The sequence below is a fragment of the Paenibacillus sp. GYB004 genome (assembly GCF_036577605.1).
Classification (GTDB): Bacteria; Bacillota; Bacilli; order Paenibacillales; family NBRC-103111; genus Paenibacillus_AB; species Paenibacillus_AB oceani.
In genome coordinates, this window is sequence record NZ_JARBDB010000067.1 from 103,123 (window position 1) to 122,187 (window position 19,065).

A 19,065-nucleotide genomic window follows, 5' to 3' on the forward strand; every position below is an offset into this window, starting at 1 on the left:
TCTACTTCGAACGAGCAAAGAGCCCGTTCCGCACACTCGTACGGACAGCGCTCTTTGCTTTTCATTTTTATTTGTACATTTTGTTCAAGATGCGGTACATAAATACGGCCACTTCCGCCCGGGTGGCATTCCCTTGCGGGTGGAGCGCCAAACCGTCGCCTTGAATCAAACCTTCCTGAACCATTCCTGCCACGCTTCCGGCTGCATACGCAGCAACCTCGGCACGATCCTGGAACGCCGACAACGTATCAGCGCTTGCTCTGATTTCCATCTCCCTTGCCGCGCGAAGCGCTCTTGCCGTAATCGTGAACATATCCTGGCGGGAAATGAGCCCTCTAGGCTCGAAGCGCCCTTCGCCGGTACCCTCGATAATCCCCAGCTTCTTGGCAATGCCCACCGTATCGTAGTAGTAGTCGCTTGAACTCACGTCTTGGAAGTTTCCGGTTACGGCCGCCTTCAGCTCCATCGTACGGACGAGCATCGACACGAAGTCGGCTCTTGTAATGTTCAGCGAAGGAGCGAACACGTCCTCGTCCATGCCGCGGATAATATCGCGCGCCGCCAGCGCTTCGATCGACGGTCCCGCCCACGCATACGCCGTGAGATCGGCAAACGTCTTCTCGACAAACGCTATCGCGTATGTGCTGAAATGGCTGATCTCGAACTTTACAGTTCCCGATCCGCTGTCGTACAGACCGCTCGGAACCGCGATAGATCGTCCCGCTCCGTCGATATAACGGACGATGAGACTTCCCGGCTTGCTCATCTCCGCCGCCGTAGGCTTATATGGTATAGAAATCCGTACGGCTGTATCCGGGTTGCTCCAAGGACGATAGGCACCTTCTTCCCGCACCTCGATGCTGAGGATCGGACGATCGCCGATTTGCTTACGCGCCTCTTCGCTTAACCCTGCCGAATCGGCTTGTGCGATAACCAACTGTATCGAGTCGGCGGCGAACGCATTCGTGCCGTTCAGAAAGTCCGAAGGGATCGTCACGATGCCGAACGGGGTCACGATTTCCAGACTTTGATCGGCCGTTTGCTGAGCTACCGCCTGCTTGGGCAGCGTTACTTCGACGGTATCCGCCCCCTGAACGCTCTGGATCTCAATTCGAACGACTCCCGCGCGATCTCCGCCGACACCGGCACCCGCTTCCTTCCGCGCCTGTTCCAGATCCTCCATCCGCACCTGCACCTTGGCGGTAGACGCTTCGATGTTCGCTGCGATGGACAGTTTGCCCGCACCCACCTCCGCCTGACCGTTTCCGGATGATGCTCCCGGCGACACCGGTCCGGTAGGCCCCGGCTGCACCGGAGGCACGGATGGATTACCCGATTCATCCGGCTCATCTGTGCCGTCGTCCGGGTTTTCCGGATGGAGCGTCACAGTCAGCAGCAGATCGGCATGTTTGGCCAGGTCCTTTTTGCTGGTTGCGCGAATATACACGGTCCCCGGCCGAAGCGCCGTAACAAGTCCGCTCTCCGTGACCGACGCCACTTCCTTCGCTCCGACTACCGACCAGATCACCGAGCGGTCCGATACAGTTTCCGGCAGTACGGTTGCCGTCAGTTGCAGCGTTTCTCCGGTTTTCAGCTGTTTGGCCTCGTAATTCAGCCAGACCTCGCTCACCGGCGGATCGATCGGCTGTTCCGCTTCCTGTACAGTCAGCCGGAAATCGGCATACCGGCTCGCATCGGCTGCGCTCATGGCGCGGATCGTCGCCTCTCCCGGCGCTTTCGCCTCAATCAGGCCGCTCTCGCTCACGGCCGCAATTCCTTGCGAATGCTCGCCGTATACCGACCAGATCACGGAACGGTTCGGCACATGCTCCGGAAAAACAGTGGCGCTGAGCTGGAGACGTTCCCCTACCTTCAACGTCCCGGACACCGCATCGAGCCGCACTTCTTCGACCCGGATCTCAGGCAGTTTATCCACGTTAATGACCGTATCGGCGTAGACGCTGCTCCATACGGTGCTGGCGGCGCGAACGACGGCCGTCCCCAATCCGTGCGCAGTCAGCAGCCCGTTCTCGTTAACTTGAACTACGCCTTGCGAAGACGAGCTGTATACGGACCAGCTCACGCTTTTATTACTCGTATTGTCCGGAACCACAATTGCATTCATCTGTACGCTCTCGCCCACAGTCATCCCGCTTTCCGGACCATGGATCACAACGGACTGAGGCGGAATTTTAACGAGTTTAAACTGATCGACCACCCGGTCGTTGATCGTTTTGACGACGAATTTCATTTCATCCCCGTCAATCTCCGCAGCGACGTACATCTGCACCTGCTCGCCGTCGGTCACTTGCTGCCACTCTCTCGCCCATACCTGATAAAACTTCGGACCTGTCGATCCACCGACGATATATACGGTGCCTTCGCCGTCGGCAACCGGCTTCTTGTCCTTCATCGGATAGGTCCGCACGTATACGTGGTCGTGTCCGTTCAAGACCAGATCGACCTGAAACTCGTCAAAAATCGGCGTCCATACGTCGCGAATGTGCGTCGAATCGTACATGCTTCCGAAAGGACCGCGGTGGAACGCTACTATCTTCCACTTCTTATCCGTAGCCGCCAAATCTTTGCGCATCCATTCCTTCTGCTGCTCGAAGTCGTATTCGCTGTTCAGCACGACGAAATGGGCGTTTTTGTAATCAAAGGAGAAATTGCTCCCCTTCAGGCTGTCGATCCCGTTTTGCGGATGATTGAAGTGAGCCAAGTAATCTTCCGTTTTCCGGGTACCGGTCACCTCATGATTGCCGACTACAGGCACTACCGTCGTATTCATCAGAGCGTCTTGCGCGGCTTTAAACCACATATTCCATTCGTTTTCCTTATAACCGTCCTCGACAAGGTCGCCCCCCTGCACGACGAATTCCGTGTCCGGATGATCAGCCATCGCCTTCTTCAAAATGTCTCCCCACAGCTTAAACCCGGCCTCATTGGACGCCTGAGAATCGGCAAGGAAAATAAATTTGGTGTGTTCGCCCGATGCCGCGGCCGTCTGAAGCGATCCGTTTACGCTGTAATTGCCGTTACCGTCGCCTACGCGGAACATATATTCCGTTCCCGGCTCCAAGCTTTCCGCGACCGCTTTGTGCACCCGGACAGTCCCGGCATCGGTCGTGTTGAACAAATAGCTGCTGCCCGTATACCTCATAACCCCCGGTCCGTCAAAACCGGCAAACTCCGTTTTCCTGACGACCTCGACTACCGTATTCCCCGTAGCCGGATTCGTATGCCATGTGAAAGCGCGGGAGGTGGTCGTGTCCGCCCCCATCGTTACACTGACATTGCTGGGCGTCGGACTGCCAGCCAACTGCGATACTTTAAATTTCAGAATCGGGCTGTACCCGTCTGCTTTGACCGCCTGCAGCATATATTCCTTCACTTCCGAGGTGAGGGCGCCCGTAACGAGTATACCTTGCGCATCAGTCGTACCGATCTCGCCGCCCCCGACGACGGACACTTTCGCACCTTCTACCGGGCTTCCGTTTCCGTCTGTAATCTTGAAGGTCGTAGGAAACCTTTCGACGATTCCGAACTCGTCCCAGCTTACCTGCAGATGATGATGAATAGGGGCTTCCACAGGCACGCCGTAAAAGCCGAAGCTCGTATCGCCTTTGTCCTTGAACGTGATCGCTCCGGATCGGAACGCGATCTTAGCCTTACCCGTCGCCTCCGGTTTAATCCGGTATTGGATGTGTGCGAGCGCATCCTCATCGTCCAATCCGGCCGCATAGATTTCGCTGAATATCAGCTGCACGGAACCGAGAGCCTCGTCGACCGTGTAGGCGAGATTGCCATCGCCCAGTTTGCCGCCTTTTATTACTTTCAGGCTGTCCGCCACGGCCGGATCAAAGCCGAATTCCATCCGCCCGCCTGCGATATCCGCCGCCTTCAACGCTTTGATGTCCAGCGTATACGTATTGCCTGCGTAAACGTCGGCCGGGGCGTCGTAGACGATCTTCGAAGAGCCGGTATCCACCGTAAACGTCCATTCTTTTTCGGTCATATTGCCGGATAGATCGCGAATCTTGATCTTGGCCAGATGCACTCCATCCGCAAGAGGAACATTCGGAGTATAATGAATTTGGCCTTTTGGAGGATACAGCGTATGCTGTACCAGCTCCCCGTCGACGTAAAACCGGATTTTGTTCGGGTCGATCAACGTGGTCGCGGGATGAGCGGCCGGATCGTAGCCGAAATCTTCGCCGATCGCTTCGATTTTCGGCGTATTCGTACGAACTGTGCTGCCTTCCGCAGGCAGGAGATTCTTTAGTACGGGCGAATCCATATCGTCGGTCGCCGGACCGTACATGGCCCGGATCTGGTCGATATACAACACGCCCGCCGTTTTATTGTCGTTTTTCGTCTCCATGTAACGCACCGGCTGATCCATCCGAAGCGGAAGCGGACGCCCCTTCGGCACCTCGGCCTCCAAATATCTCCATCCGGTAAAATCGACACCGATCGTCTGATCCACATAGTCGATCCCGACCGCACTGTTGTTGCCGTCGCGAATTTGTCCGCGCAGCCAGTGCCTTTGCCCGTCACCGTATACCCATACGCCGATTTTTTCCGGATAACCGGGAATCGGGAGGTTGGTTTCCAACGTTTTTGCGGAAATATAAGCGCCGGAAGTGCCGATCGTCTCGGTGAAGTCGTACTCCAGCTTGGCCGACTTGTTTCCGAAGCGGACCAAATCCTCGTTTTCTTCTTCACTGAGCTTAACCGACTTGTATCTGGCGCCGGATTCGGTCAAATAGTTGCCTGTGCCGTTCTCGAAATCTTCCAGCACAACCGGGGGGAGCCCTACCTTTACATCCATGGAGGCTTCGATATGTTTGTATTTCACGTAAATCTTGCCGCTCTGCTCCGTTGCATGCGTAGCGGTAAACACCCCGTCCGCATCAATTGTCCCAATCGGGCCTTCAACCCGCCATTCGAACTGACTGTTCTTCGCACGAATCTCTTGTCCGTCACGCAGAGCGCTGACGGTCAGAGGTAACGACTCGGCGGATGTGAAGGTTCTCACCGCATCGGGAAATTTCAGCTCGGTCAGCTCGTCCACGACCTCCACTTGCCCTGTACCGGTCAAACCGTCCGCCTGCACCGTTATGTCAGCCGTTCCTGCCCGATCACCGGCCGTGAACATCCCCGACGGATCGATCGTGCCGACACTCCCCCCGACACTCCACTCCGGCGTTCCGCTGTAGACGGCGGGATGCCCGTTCGAATCGACGGCGGCCGTCTGGAACGAAACGGTGGACCCGGACAGCACCCGCTCGAGGTTCGGTTTAACGACCAGACTCGAGGCCGGACCTTCCGGCGCCTTGTTTACAAGCAAAATTCCGTTAGCCGTCTTCCGCTCCGAACCGTCCGAAGGCCGATTCATAAGGGTACGCTTCGGATCTCCCGGAAGCTTCGCCAACAAGGTAGCGGAGCCTCCGCCGTCGAGACAGAGCGCATGAACTGCGCCCATATCTTTCATAATTTTGGCCAGATCGTCATACGAGACGCCTTCACTGAAGCCGGGCGCACGCCCGTCGATCTCGACCATGATGATCGAGCCGTCAGCCTTCGTGCCGATTCCGACTCTCGGATACAGCGCTTTGTCCTCATGGGTTTGCGCCACGCCGTCCTTCACCAGCATAAAGACGCCGCCAACCGCCATCTTCACGTCCTTCCAGCCGTCCTCCAGCTCGAAACGGGCCGTCACCTCGTCACCCGTCCGCAACCCGCCCAGCTCGGCCCGGTATTTGCCCGAGGCGGACAAGACGACTTGTCCCGCTTTCAGTGGCGTATTCCCCTTGTCCTTGTGAATCTCCGAGACTTTCAGCCTCATCGTCTGGCCGCTTTTTACTTCACCCTCCAGCACGTCGAGCACGATCTCGTCGCCCAGGTCGTTCGTCATCGTCGACGTATGGAAGGAAGACGTATAGAACATCAACGCTTCGCTATTGTTTCGCATCCGGTTCACATGAGAAATCGGGACTGTCTTGCCGCCGATGGTCAGCGTACGGGTAAGCTCCGGGCTGTAGCCGTATATCGTGCTGCCGTCCGCCTTAAGACCAAACGCGAGCCATTCCCATTTCCCCGGCGGACTGGTTAAAATTTCGCCGTCCCCCATGAACAGCCCGAGCGGCACGCCTGTCGACATGTCGTAAAAGTCGCCGTTAATGGCGCCGATAACCCGGTTGCCCGGCGCATCGGCATCATCCGCCATTTTCGTCACACCCGTCATCCCGTATACTTTGCCGTCCGTCTTGCCCGGCTGCAGATCAAGAGCCGGATTTTTCGGGTCGAACTCGATCGAATGAACTTTTTCCAAACCTTGCGGCAGTTTCATTTCCTGCCACGTATACGTGGCGCCCGGACCGATCTCCATCCGGCGCATATCCCTTACTTCTCCGAACGACAACCCGGAACTTTCCGCCGCTGCCGGATGCTGCACGGGAAAAATGGTGGATAACAAGATACTCATGCCGAGCCATAAAGCTGTGCCGCGTCTTTTCCGATTCATCTCGTTTCTGTCCTCCCGGTTGGATAATGCCGCAAATACCGGTGCCGGAGCCGGTAAACCGTATTGGAAAGTAATGTTCGGCTGTACCTTTCAAACTCCGGCAGGATACCTGGAACGGCATGTCCCAGTATACGGTTCGGACCCGGGAAAGTAATGGAACGATCTTATTGTTTCTTCGCCTATTCGCTTCTTAACGAAATCTTTAGAGGATTCCGGCGGGATTAGATTCCGTGCTGCCTCCGGTATTCTCCGGGGGTCATTCCCGCGAACCGCCTGAACACTTTATTAAAATACTGCAGCGTCTCAAACCCCGACTGTTCGGCGGCTTCGTACACTTTGAGGCCGGGCTGCAGCAGCAGGTCCTTCGCCTTCTCGACCCGGATGCGGTTCAAAAATTGGACGAACGATTCGCCCGTATATCTTTTCATCTGCACACTGAAGTAGGAAACGCTCATGCCGAACCGTTCGCTGAGTTCGGTCAGAGTAAGCCCGTCCCGGTAATGCTCGCGAATATATTCGCAAGCGATCCGGATATTCAAGCGGATAGCGCCTTCCCGAGCCGGTGCGTTGCCACTCATCCAGGAGTCGCCCAGCTTCCGAAAATAGGCGGCCGCCTCCTCTTCGTTCTGCCATACAGGCGGCTCGGGGACGCTTTGGCCGCGGCGGCTCAAGACCGTATGCCATTTGGCGTAAAGCATGCGGAACAAGCCCAGCCGCTCCCCGCGCTGCGCCTCCTCATAATCGGCTAAACCCCGAAGCAAATCCGCGTGTCGGCGAATGAACTCGTCCTGTCTGAGCATGTCCATCTGCTCGAAAAAAGACTGAATCCGGTTCAACTCCCGATGTGCGGCATAATAATAGTGCATTCGCCGTTCCGCATTGCTCAAAGCAAGCCTGAGCTGCTCCTCTTTCACCGGCTTGAGCAGGAAATCGATGGCGCCCGCCTGCATGGCCTGCCGGATGTATTCCGCCCTCCTGCTATCGCTCTGCACGATCGTGATCATCGGAATGCGCTGTTCATACACCCGGCGGACAAGCGCCAGTCCGTCAAGCCCGGGCGGCATCAGATCGGCCAGCAGAACCGTCGGCCAGCCTTGCCGCTCCATGAACGTCAATGCCTCTTCCCCGCAGGATGCTTCCCCGATGACGAGATGGCCCGACTCCCGCACTTGCCTGCTTAGTTTGGCACGCCTTCGTACTCCAGGCTCGACAATAAGTACATGAAGCATCATCGTCTCCCCCATTTCATTGAAACTTTACTACTCCAATTGTACATGACGTCCGGTTTAAATTTTCACCACAAGGACCGATTTTCAATAACTTAACAATCTGTCGTCGATAGCGGGACGAAGAAAGTTCCAGGGAAGTTGAAACCTCGCGCCGTCCCGGAGCGTCCATACAGTAAGCAGATATGCGCGGGAATCGGGGAATCGGCCCGGTTTTCGACGAACCGCTAGGGAGTGTTACTACCGTCCATGTTTACAAGGTCTTCGTCTATTTTCTATAACAACAACAAGCGTAAATTCCGCAAAGGACTCGCCTCCGCGATCGCTATCGCGCTGCTTCTGGCAGCGGCGGTCGTTTTCATCTGGCTTCGGGAGCCGCTGGAGACCCCTGCGCCGGCGGAGCTTCTGGAAGTCCCGTCCGTAGCGAAACCAAAGGAAGAATACGACGTCATCGTCGCCGGGACGGACCCCGAAGGCGTGGCCGCCGCCGTATCGGCCGCAAGAAACGGGCAAAGCGTGCTGCTCGTCGATGGCAGAAACCGGGACCGACTGGGCGGGCTCATGACCGTCGGCTGGCTGAACAGCCTCGATCCGAGCTATTCCCCCAAGAAGGCGCTGTTGCCGGGCAAGCACAACTTCTTGAACAAGGGCATCTTCCAGGAGTGGTACGACCGGGTGGAAGGAACGTCCTTCGACATCGTGACGGCGGCCAACGCGTTCCGCAATCTGGTGGCCAACGAGAAACAGGTGGACGTGCTCCTCAAGACGCAAACGATGCGCCCCCTTGTCGACAACACGGGCGGATCCAAGACAGTGCGGGGGCTTTCTGTCACACTGGCCGATGGAACGAGCATGTCCGTTAAGGCCAAAGCTGTCATCGACGCCACCCAGGACGCCGACATTGCAGCCGCCGCCGGAGTTCCTTTCACCTACGGACGGGAGGATCTTGGCGAGAAAGATTCGAAGATGGCGGTAACCGCCGTATTCCGTCTGGCGAATGTGACGCCGGACGTATGGGGCCGGATGATCGCCCGCGAGGGCGTCGGTCATGACGGTCATAGCGCATGGGGCTATCACGATATGTGGGACTACCCGACGACCGACAAAACGAAGGTACGCATGCGCGGCCTGAACATCGGGCGCCAAAACGACAATTCGATCTTAATCAACGCCTTGCAGCTGTTCGGCGTCGATCCGTTCGATCCGAAATCGGTCGAACAAGCGTACGAGACGGCTCGCCGGGAGCTGCCGCTCGTCGTAGACTATATGAAGGACAAGTATCCCGAGTTTCAACAGGTGGAGCTTGCCGGCATCGCGCCCGAATTGTACGTGCGGGAAACCCGCCATATGATCGGGGAATACCGGCTCTCCATCGCCGATCTGCTCGATAACCGGGATCACTGGGACCGAATCGGCTTCGGCTCCTACAGTGTCGACATCCAGAGCACCTCGTACGATTTTCGCGGCACCATTCTTATGAAGCCGAAGCAGTATGCGATCCCGTTCCGCAGCATCGTACCCAAGGAAGTCGACGGCTTGCTCGTCGTCGGCCGGTCGGCCAGCTACGATTCGCTGCCCCACGGGAGCGCCCGGACGATTCCGGTCGGCATGGCGGCCGGGCAAGCGGCGGGAGCGGCGGCCAAGCTTGCAGCCGAACACAAGCTGACGTTCCGGCAGCTCTCCACTTCCCAAGACGTAATCGAACAGCTTCAACGCTTGCTGAACGATCAGGGCATGGAGCTGAAGCCGTTCCGCATCGAACCGCCTGCCTACGCCAAACATGCCGCGTACCCGGGCTTAAAAGCGGCGGTCAGTATGGGATTCGCCTTCGGAGGCAGCCTCAACGACTTCGAACTTGAAGACGTGTCCAACCCGCAGCGGCTAGTCAACACGATGCTTCAGGTAGTCCAGGTCCATCCCGGCGCCTTCAAGGGCAATCCGTACGAGGCGCTCCAAGGAATAGGAGATCCTGGCACAGCGCCGCTTTCTCTCGAACAAGCTGCCTTTACTCTTGCGCTGTCAGCGGGGCTTCCGACTACGACTAGCCCGGAGCAAGCCCGCTCCGAGTTGGAGACGAAAGGACTGCTGTCTGCGGAAACGGTAAAGTCGATTAAAAATCCGCAAAAGCTCACCAATGCTGACGTCTACATGATGATTCGCGATATGGTGAAAGGAATTACCGGCACAGAGTATGAATAACTCGCAGAAAGAATTCATGGCTGTGCCGGTCTTGCACGGGGAACTGGGGTTCGTATGCTCCGGAAAAGGCCGGTAGGGGTAGAGTCAGATCCGCTATGTGGTTGACCACTGTCATAAATGCCGAGTACTTGTTAATGCTCAGGAGGAGAAGATGACCTTCCCTCGGTACAGCGTTGCCTGCAGCCTGTAGCATGTAGCATGGAGATGAGGTTACGGGACTGACTCCAACCGCAGCTTGCCAAGATTCTTCCGGAAGTTTTACTTCCTTTATTAGCTTGTTCGCAGCAAGAAAGTGACCCTAGCGGAAGATTAAGTTCCGTTATTTCCAGTATACGCGCTTCTATCGCCCTGAAGAGCCAAAATAACGGAAGCGAAACTTCCGCTATAGCGTGAGAATGACGTACCTTCTGGGAACAACGGAAGTCACGCTTCCGCTACATACAGGACGACCGTTGATTCCAGCCAACCTGGAGTCGTAGATAACTGCAAGGGAATTTTTTAAGGGGCCGCTGTCTCAAATATCATTTTGCTTTTTTTATAAGCCCACTTAGAACCGACTTTCCTCGAGAAAAAGGACCTCGGCCTCCATTTTACAATGGAATTTGAGGTCCTTTCGTTTGGAAATTGGGACGTTCCCATGTGATGCGAATACTGTTGAGACAGCCCTTTTTCTGTTCTAGTTTTGCGGGTATCTCACTCGGTTCCCTTATGGAGACAGCCCCTTCTCCATTTACACAAACCGTTACTCCCCGTACACCCTGACCTCCACAATTTCCGCGTACCGGCTTCCGTTGGTCGCCTCCACAACGACTCTCACCCGCTCGCTGCTCACCGGTTCGCTCAGCCGGTGCACGCGGTTACGCTTGCGGTTATCCGTAATGCGCTCAAGCGTCTGCCATTGCCCTCCGGTCCAAGCCTCGATCCGGTAATCGCGAACCAGCTCCGGCATAGTCACAAACGGCGTACGATGGTGGTGAAGATTGATCAAATCCTCGTTGACATCATCGTTAAAAATCAGGTGCAGCTCCGCGATCCGGGTAGTCCGCCCCCAATCGAGCTGGAGCCACTGTTCCTGTCCCGCCGGAGCCGGCTCCGACATCCACTGCTGCGGACCGCCGTACGGGCGGCGGTATCCGTCCCGCACTTTGTCCGGCGCGTACGCCGAAGTATCCCCGTGGGCGCGGAAGCAAAACGGCTGGCGCGTTTTGCGCTGCATGCGCCATTGGATGACCGGCTGGCCGTGTCCGTGGTTCTCCAGATTCGACGGCGTATGCGGCTCCAAGCTGTTAAAGAAGATCAGCACGCCGGTTAACGGCTCGTTGGCATGGTACAGCTGCACCGATACGTTCGCTTTGACGATGACGAAGGCGTTCTGCGGTTCGTCCGGCGTCCAGGCGAGATCGAAGCGGACCCATTGACCGCGGCCCGGCTGCACGGAAGCGGTGCTGCTGGCGACGAGCTTGTGCGGCAAATAGTTTTCCTTGCGGCCGGTATCCCACAGCTCGACCTCGATGGTCGTCGCTGCATCCGCATCCAGCAGCAGCTCGAGGCCGTCCAGCCGCGGCTCTACGGGGAACAGCAGGGCGACGTCGCGCGCGAGCGGGCAGCGCTCATCCCCGTGGCTCTCTACGCCGAGCCGTACGAGCGTGCTGGAAGCGCTGGTGCTGGCTTGCCGTGCCAGATCGAGGCTGTCCGCGTTGCGGAGGCCGATGATCGAAGCGTCCTGGCGCAGCAGCGTCTGCCGCAGCTCGTCGTTATGGCTCGCATAGAGCTCGCGAGGCGTGACGCCTTTGGCGGCGCAAAGTGCCGCGCCGGTACCGGCGGCTTCGCCGATGACGGCGCATGTCGCCATGACGCGGGTCGTTCCGAAGGCGACGTGCGAAGCGCTGATGTCGCGGCCGGCCATGAGCATGTTGTTCACATTGACGGAATAAAGCGAGCGGAACGGAACGTGGTAGATGCCGTCCGCATGCAGGTGCTTCGAGCCGCTTTCCGTCGAATACATGCCTTGCGGCGGATGCAAATCGATCGACCAGCCCCCGAACGCTACGCCGTCTTCGAACTCTCTCTGGGCGAGAATATCGTTTTGGTTCAACACATAATCCCCTATGAACCGCCGGTATTCCCGCTTGCCCGGCAGCGCTCCGACCCATTCCAGTGTCATGTTGGCACTGTCGAACTTCCCGGAGTTTTTAATGTAATCCCATATCCCGTATATAACCGCCCACAGCTCGTCGCGAATCCGTTCGTTGTCATGCACCGTATCCAGCTCGCCGCCCCACTCGATCCACCAGTAATGGCAGCCGGAATCGCCGCTGCGGATCACTCTTTTGACCGGAATCGTCGTCTGGGTGATGTCTTTGGCGAATGAAGGCGGTACATAACAGACCGGATGGCCTACATCCTTGGTGTAAAACAGGAGCGTGCTGCCGAGCGTAATATCGTCGGCCGTCTCGGGAGCCCATTCCTCGTTGTACTCGTGCCGGGCTTCCCTGCCGATCCGGTACTTCGCCCCTGCCATGAAACCGACAAGACCGTCGCCCGTGCAATCGAGATAGACTTGACTCTCGAACCGGAGCCGCCTTTCGGAACCCATCATCCAGCCGGTAACGGAACGAATCGTGCGGTTGAGTTCATCCCCGTCCGCTTCCACCTCGTGCACGTCGGTATTCAGAAACAGCCGGATGTTCGCCTCCGCCTTCACCGCTTCCAACACGACCAGGTCCCACATGTACGGATTGCCGTCCGGATTGCGGTACTGATTCTCGACGAACAGTTCTCCCATAATCCCTGTCTCGCGCGCATAACGATGGGTGCCGTGAGCGGTAGCGCCGCAAACCCATACGCGAACTTCGCTGCTGGAGTTCCCCCCCAATACCGGCCTGTTCTGCACGAGGGCTACCGTCTGCCCCAGTCGGGCCGCTGCAATCGCCGCACAGACGCCGGCCAGTCCCCCGCCGATTACCGTTATATCGGTCCGTACCGTTTCGTTACGCATAGCCAAAACCACCTTAGTCGAGTTATGATATATATAATTTCATCATAACACGTCATAAATAAGTTAAAATACACGATACAATCCAATTCCGTATCTTTTATTTCGACTAAGCTAGGAGGTTTATTATGACGGCCATTAGCGACATCAGATCGGCGCAAACCGACGGCGGCCCTGCAATCTTCCCGGCTTTCTCCTCTCTGTCCGAGCTTCACTGGCAAGTGGACGAATATACGTATTGGGAGAAGAAGCAAGAGTTTCTGCTCGATACGGACACGTATCCGGGCTGGTGTCTGTTTGCGGTCGAGAACGGTTCCTTCTCCTATGAGATTGGGGAAACTACGGGCGTAGCGAGCAGCGGGGATCTCGTTCTCTGCCCTCCAAACGTTCCATTCCACCGGACGATGACCGCTCCGGGATTATCCTTTCATTATTTACGGCTCGACCTTTCGATGCGTTGTCCGGCAAGCGGAACGGCGGAAACGGAAAGGCCGGACGGCAGCCTCTCTCTTCCCGTCTCGATTACTCCGGGTGACCGCAGGCGCTTATTCGACTCGTTTGCCAAATGGAAGACGATCGGCCCTCTCCCGGTTCCCGAACGCAAAAAACTGCTCAGCCACTATTGGAACGACATATGGACGTCCTGGTGTCTGGAGCTTCTGTCCGCTCCGGGCCCGCGTTCTTCGCAGCCTCCTCAGGACGAACTGATGAACCGGGCCGCCAAACTTCTCGAGCAGCATTGCTCCCAGCCTTACGGAGTCAAGGAGCTGGCTCACGAGCTGGGCCTTAGCTCCGTTCAATTGATTCGCCGCTTCCGCTCCGCTTACCGGCTGACGCCAGGCGATTATTTAACGTCGCTTCGAATGGAACGGGCCTGCCGCATGCTGAGGGAAACCCGGATGACCGTCGATCAGATCGCCTCCGTTTGCGGCTACGCGACCGGCCATTACTTAAGCCGCTTATTCGCCGCACGGATCGGTGTCGTTCCTTCCGAATACAGGAAGCGTCACCGGGTCTAGATCCTTGCCAGGACGGAGAGCTTCAAGGAAATGAACATCACATTGCCGTATCGTTAAAAAAGAACCGCCCGGCAAGCGGAACGGTTCTTCTCTTCTGCGGTTTTGACGACCAGACTCTTTTACCTTCTGATGCCGGCAGCCTTATTTATAGAGCTTGTTCAGAATACGGTTCAGCAGGACGGCCGTTCCCGTCTTCACCGGCTACGGCTTCGTTCAGCGCCCTCGTTAAAGCTTCCGCGCCGATTTCCGCCTTTGCGGCCGAGGCTGCATCATCGAGCTTAACATCGGCTGTCATTCGTCCGTCCGATTCAGGTGCCGGCTTTGGTGGTGGTGTCGGCTTTGGCGGACGTCTCCTCTTCCTCCTTCACCTCGATCGCTACAGGCTGCGTGTAAATATCGTAGACCGGCGAGCCACCCGACGTATTCGTGTAGCGAAGCGTTACGTATGCGGTGCCGTTCGCTTTGGCCGTCACCTTGCCGCCGCTTGCCTCGATTATATCGCGGCCGCTTAGTACGACGATTTCCGGCGTTATGCTCGTTGTGGCGCCGGCATACGTACGTACATCCGCCTTCAGCTCGGCCTGCCCGCCGACCGTCAGCTCGACTTTTTGCCGCGACGGACGAATCCGGTCCGCCCAATCGGAAGACCAATGGTTATAATCGGTAGTCAAACCGTAAACGCCCATCGCAAAAGCGTTCTTATAATCGTTCAAGTCTCTGTATGTCCACGGCCAAATCGTAATTCCGCGATGTTTGGACGCTTCGAGAAACGGTTTGCCGAAGCCCGGATAGCTCGTATTAAACGTCGTGTTCAACGGCTGAATCGCATCCAGTACGCGGTAGAGGGAACGCGAGATATCCGTGTCGTTCGCTTGTCCCCCGGTCAGGAAGCCGACCGACATCCCCGGCATTTTCTCGTTTACCCGCTTGATTTGATCGCCGATGAACGAAATCATGACGACCTGATCCTCCACATCGTATTGCTCGATCAAGGCAAGCATCGGATCGATGACTCTCGGATTATATGTCTTGATCTCAATAAAATGAAGCAGGTCTTTACCTTTGAATTCCTGGAAATATTCTTCCAATGTAGGTATGCGGGCATCGGGATACTGTTCGGGAAACTGCTTGTTCGCAAGCAGCTGCTTCAATTCGGCCAGCGTATAGTTCTCGATGCTGCCCGTGCCGTTCGTCGTCCGGTCCAAAGTCGTATCGTGCATAATGACGACTTTGTCGTCCTTCGTTATATAAATGTCGTTCTCGACGATATCCGCGCCCTTCTCATAGGCAAGCACCGCTCCTTCGAGCGTGTTTTCAGGAGCCAGAGCAGGAATCCCGCGATGTCCGATAATCCACGGCTTGCGTACAAGCGTTGTGTTCTTGTCGTACGTCCCGAGTACATCATGCAGCGTGTCCGGGGAGAGGGTAACGATCCCGTTAACGCCGGACGTGACCAGCTTGTGATGAGCAATTTCATTCGGAAGCGGCCCCCTTCCCATATGCTTCGCCCAAACGGTAATGAGCCTTTCCTGCAAATATTCCACTTGTTCTTGCGATGCGGATCGCTCAGGCAAAAGCGCGATTTTCGCCAGATTGGCGTTCGTCGTTCTCCGGATATCCATCAGCTGCTTGTGCGTTAAATTTGCCGCGGCATGCGGGAAGTCGATTATTCCGCGAATGATCGGATAAGCGGTACGCGACTCTTTGACCAGCGCCGGCTGGTCGGAGACGACGAACGCATCGGCGATCCCTTCGGCTTTCAAATATTCGACGAGCTTCGCTACCGTAGCCGAATCGTGCACATAAAAAGCGGGAATCGTTTTACCGTCAAGCTTCTGCAGAGCGTCCCCCAGCGGCATTAAAACTTCTCTCCGCTTGACGCCGGTTACCTGCAAGCTCTCGTTCACATGCAAAATAACGGTAGCCGGACGCTTGTCCGGATTGATCGTCCAGTTCTGACCAGCACTCTCGACCGCTCCGATTATACTTGGCGCGAGCGATATTTTTGTTAGCGGCTCCACAACGTTCGCAATGCTGCTGTCCGGCAGCTTCGGTAAAGCTTCCTGCTGCAAAGTCACTTTCACGCGCGCCACTTTCATCAAACTGCCGTTTGCCTGCAGCCCGATACCGCCTTTCGCATATGCATGCGCCATGCCGGTGTTAACGATCAATGTATCGTTAATGAATTCCTGTACGCGCTCATGATGCGTCTTAATCGTATACCGGTAAAATTGTTCCGGCTGAATCGCTTCCTTATACGACTTGGCTTCCATGACATTCCATCCGTTTGCCGGCGTCCGTTCGGCGAATTCCACCCCGTTCGAAGCGGCGGCATTTTGCCTTACAGCCATTTGATAATAAGGATAGTTGTCATTCTGCACCCGGAACATGACCGAATGCCAGCGGGACGGATCGTTTGCCTTGGCATGCGTCGCTTCGGCTTCGATCTTATAGTTGCCGAACAGCTTCAGTTCGTCCGGAAGCAAAACGCGCATCGCAGACCCCGGCACCGTCGCATCGATCTCGAAAACGCCATTCTTGACGCCCGCGCTCGTACCGGCCGGTTGTTCGATTATTTTCCACCCGTCCGGCAATGAGCCATCCGCCACGCCCGCAAAATCGCTCTCGTACAGCACATATTCGCCTTCCGCAGCCGGCTTGGCAGCCACCAGCAAGTCGACGGCCGCCGCGCCGACAGTTGCGCGCACTTTGTGCAGCCCTTTCTGCTTCACCGTCAGCGTCCCGCCGTTTATAACGATACTGCCGCCGCCAGCGCTCCATGTAAGGTCGCTGCCTTTTACCGTTCCTGTCGTAAAATCGTTGAAATCGGCTTGGAATTCAATCGCGTTCAAATCGACTGCTTGATCGACGTTCGCCAGCAAATAGCCGGGCTCATGCCGAAGCGTCGTTACTTGCTTGCCCGATAACGACGACGTTACCTTGATCGGATGAGTGACCGAAGCATTGTCATACACTGCCGTCACTTCCGCCGTACCTTCCTTTAAGGGAACCAGCTGATTATCCACTACCCGAATAATCGCCAGATCCGACGAATACCACTTGATCCGATCGGCAGGAACCGATTCCTTGATCCCGTCGGAAAACACCACTTCGTTAGCCGCGGCAATCGGCCCGGTCAGCGCCTCCACTTGCGCAGGAAGCGCAAGCTGGATATACTCTGCCCGAATGCGCGTCACCTTCAAGTTATTAACCGAAATTTTGCTTTGGTCGGCTTGAAACCCGACTTTGCCCCTCTCCAGCAGCAGACTGCTCATCCACTTGTCGGTCAGCAGATCGTAAGCCGGTTTATCCGCTTCTTTTATATAAAGCTTCACATTTTGATCGAATGCTCTCACTTTGAACGAGTAGTCCTTGTTCAACTCCAGAGCTTTGCCCCAGTTCCCGGTAACCGGCACATCCCAGCCGTTGTTCGCATTCCGGAAAGCGATCTCGTACGTGCCGTTTTGTCTCATCGCCATCTGGTTGTAAGGATGCAAGCCGGCGGACGGAGCCCGGAACATCAGAGACGCCCAGCGTCCCGTATTAACCGCTCCCTGGAACTGCAGTTCGGCTTCCACAGTATAGTTGTCCCACTGCACGGGAGCGAAAATTCGGGCTTGCTCGCCTGTTGAGTTACCGTCAAACACGAGCCTGCCGTCGCCGTACACGTTATTTACGACTCCGAACGGACTGCTGCCGGGATTTACGTTTGAAATCCACCCGAACGGAATTTGCCCGTCCGCGTAACCGTCAAAGCTTTCTTCCAGCAATACGTCGCCGGTGAAGCCCGTTACCGGATTCGATCCGTCCAGCTTGACGACGCCGAAGCCGTATGTATCGTTCCAGAACGACTGCCTTTCGAACGCGCTCCAGGCTTTGCTCGGCTTGACGATTTTCCCTTCGCCGTTCGCAAAGCTCGTACCGACCGTCACTTCCATCCCGAGCTGTTTCATCAGATGCGGATCGAAATCGAGGAACTTCCAGGGAATGGCCGTCTCCAGATTCCAGCCTGTATCCGTTTTGCGGATTGCCCGCAATATTTGCTTTTCGTCCCGGTTTTTGTTCGTGTCGGCCGCACCGAAGCTGAAATACGGCGTCGACGTACCCGATTTGTATACGAAGCCGAGCTGCACATCTTTGCCTTGGTAGGGCGTAGATTGGTGAAGCTGCGGGTCGAGAAAAATCGTCACGTTCGGATGATCCCAATAGTAATCGTCCAGCGTATTAGTCGGATCTTTATCGACGTTCGGGCTATTGGACAAATTCGGATCTTCCGTCGCTACGCCGATGTACAGATACTTGTTGTCCCACACCATGCCGAACCTGGATTGAAGAGAATCGGCGCCTTCCGCGCTTAGAACGGTCTGAACGTTCTCGTTCAGCATCCATACGGACTCGTCCAAATCGCCGTCGATGATCGGCTCCGCCAACGTTTGCCGGATCGGCAACTCCTTACGCCCCTCGGCCGCCTCCGTCCGATCCGCAAAGGCCGGGAACAAGCCAGCCAATATAGCGATAGCAAGTATAGATGACACTGTTTTTTTACCGCGTCTCATGCCTCACATTCCTCTCCCGGAATATCTAAAGATGAAACCTTTTCTAAACCACAAATACCTCCATTTTTTTTCAGTTTTTCATTATTGCGCATCCCCTCATTCCCGGTCGCAGATTGGTAACACAATCAACACAGCTATTAAGTTAAACTAATTTTGTATGCGGAGAATTATCTTCAGGTTAATATATTATTGAGTTGGACCGTCACGGGTAAGAGAGGCTTACGATGTAGGGGAACATTTGCGGATCTTGATTGGCCATGGAAAATGAAGGTTTGAGGTACGGAGTTAGAGACAGCAGCATACTCAAATCTTTTTTGGGGGATTGCACCTGGCAAAAGAAGAGGCTAGCGGGTAAACAGAGCAGCTCCATGCTCTGTAGAGTTCATTCAGAATACCGAGTAAAGGCGGAAGGAAGCGGCTTGCAGGAGAAAGTTGGGCTTGCATCCCATAGGAGAGGTTATTATCATCATTCTGGTGTCTCGGAAAAACAGTTAAGATTACTCCGGATCGTGCCAAGGTACTTTTGCCAGGCAAAACCGCC

General features: G+C 56.0%; 6 protein-coding genes. 2 read left to right on the forward strand and 4 right to left on the reverse strand.

Annotation, left to right across the window (positions count from 1 at the left end):
• Nucleotides 1–67: 67 nt before the first annotated feature.
• Both PV433_RS30525 and PV433_RS30530 read right to left on the reverse strand, forming a co-directional pair.
• Entirely contained in the window at nt 68–6,529 is a 6,462-nt protein-coding gene (locus tag PV433_RS30525) for a phosphodiester glycosidase family protein (RefSeq protein ID WP_332075754.1), read from the reverse strand.
• Between the two features lie 221 nt (nt 6,530–6,750).
• Complete coding sequence (locus tag PV433_RS30530) at nt 6,751–7,761, reverse strand: helix-turn-helix domain-containing protein (protein ID WP_332075755.1); 1,011 nt, start codon at nt 7,759–7,761, stop codon at nt 6,751–6,753.
• Between the two features lie 243 nt (nt 7,762–8,004).
• On the opposite strand from PV433_RS30530, the gene PV433_RS30535 reads away from it, so the two are divergent.
• The gene (locus tag PV433_RS30535; protein WP_332075756.1) at nt 8,005–9,954 is read left to right on the forward strand and encodes an FAD-dependent oxidoreductase; all 1,950 of its coding nucleotides are present in this window, start codon (nt 8,005–8,007) and stop codon (nt 9,952–9,954) included.
• A gap of 742 nt (nt 9,955–10,696) precedes the next feature.
• Here PV433_RS30535 and PV433_RS30540 read toward each other — a convergent pair.
• A complete protein-coding gene (locus tag PV433_RS30540) occupies nt 10,697–12,952 on the reverse strand; it encodes an FAD-dependent oxidoreductase (RefSeq protein ID WP_332075757.1) in 2,256 nt (751 codons plus the stop codon).
• Between the two features lie 125 nt (nt 12,953–13,077).
• Between PV433_RS30540 and PV433_RS30545 the strand changes: the two genes are divergently transcribed.
• Entirely contained in the window at nt 13,078–13,968 is an 891-nt protein-coding gene (locus PV433_RS30545) for an AraC family transcriptional regulator (RefSeq protein ID WP_332075758.1), read from the forward strand.
• A 308-nt stretch (nt 13,969–14,276) separates the two neighbouring features.
• Here the strand turns inward: PV433_RS30545 and PV433_RS30550 are convergent, their stop codons facing one another.
• Nucleotides 14,277–18,524, reverse strand: a complete 4,248-nt coding sequence (locus PV433_RS30550) for a glycerophosphodiester phosphodiesterase family protein (RefSeq protein WP_332075759.1) — start codon at nt 18,522–18,524, stop codon at nt 14,277–14,279.
• Between the last annotated feature and the right edge of the window lie 541 nt (nt 18,525–19,065).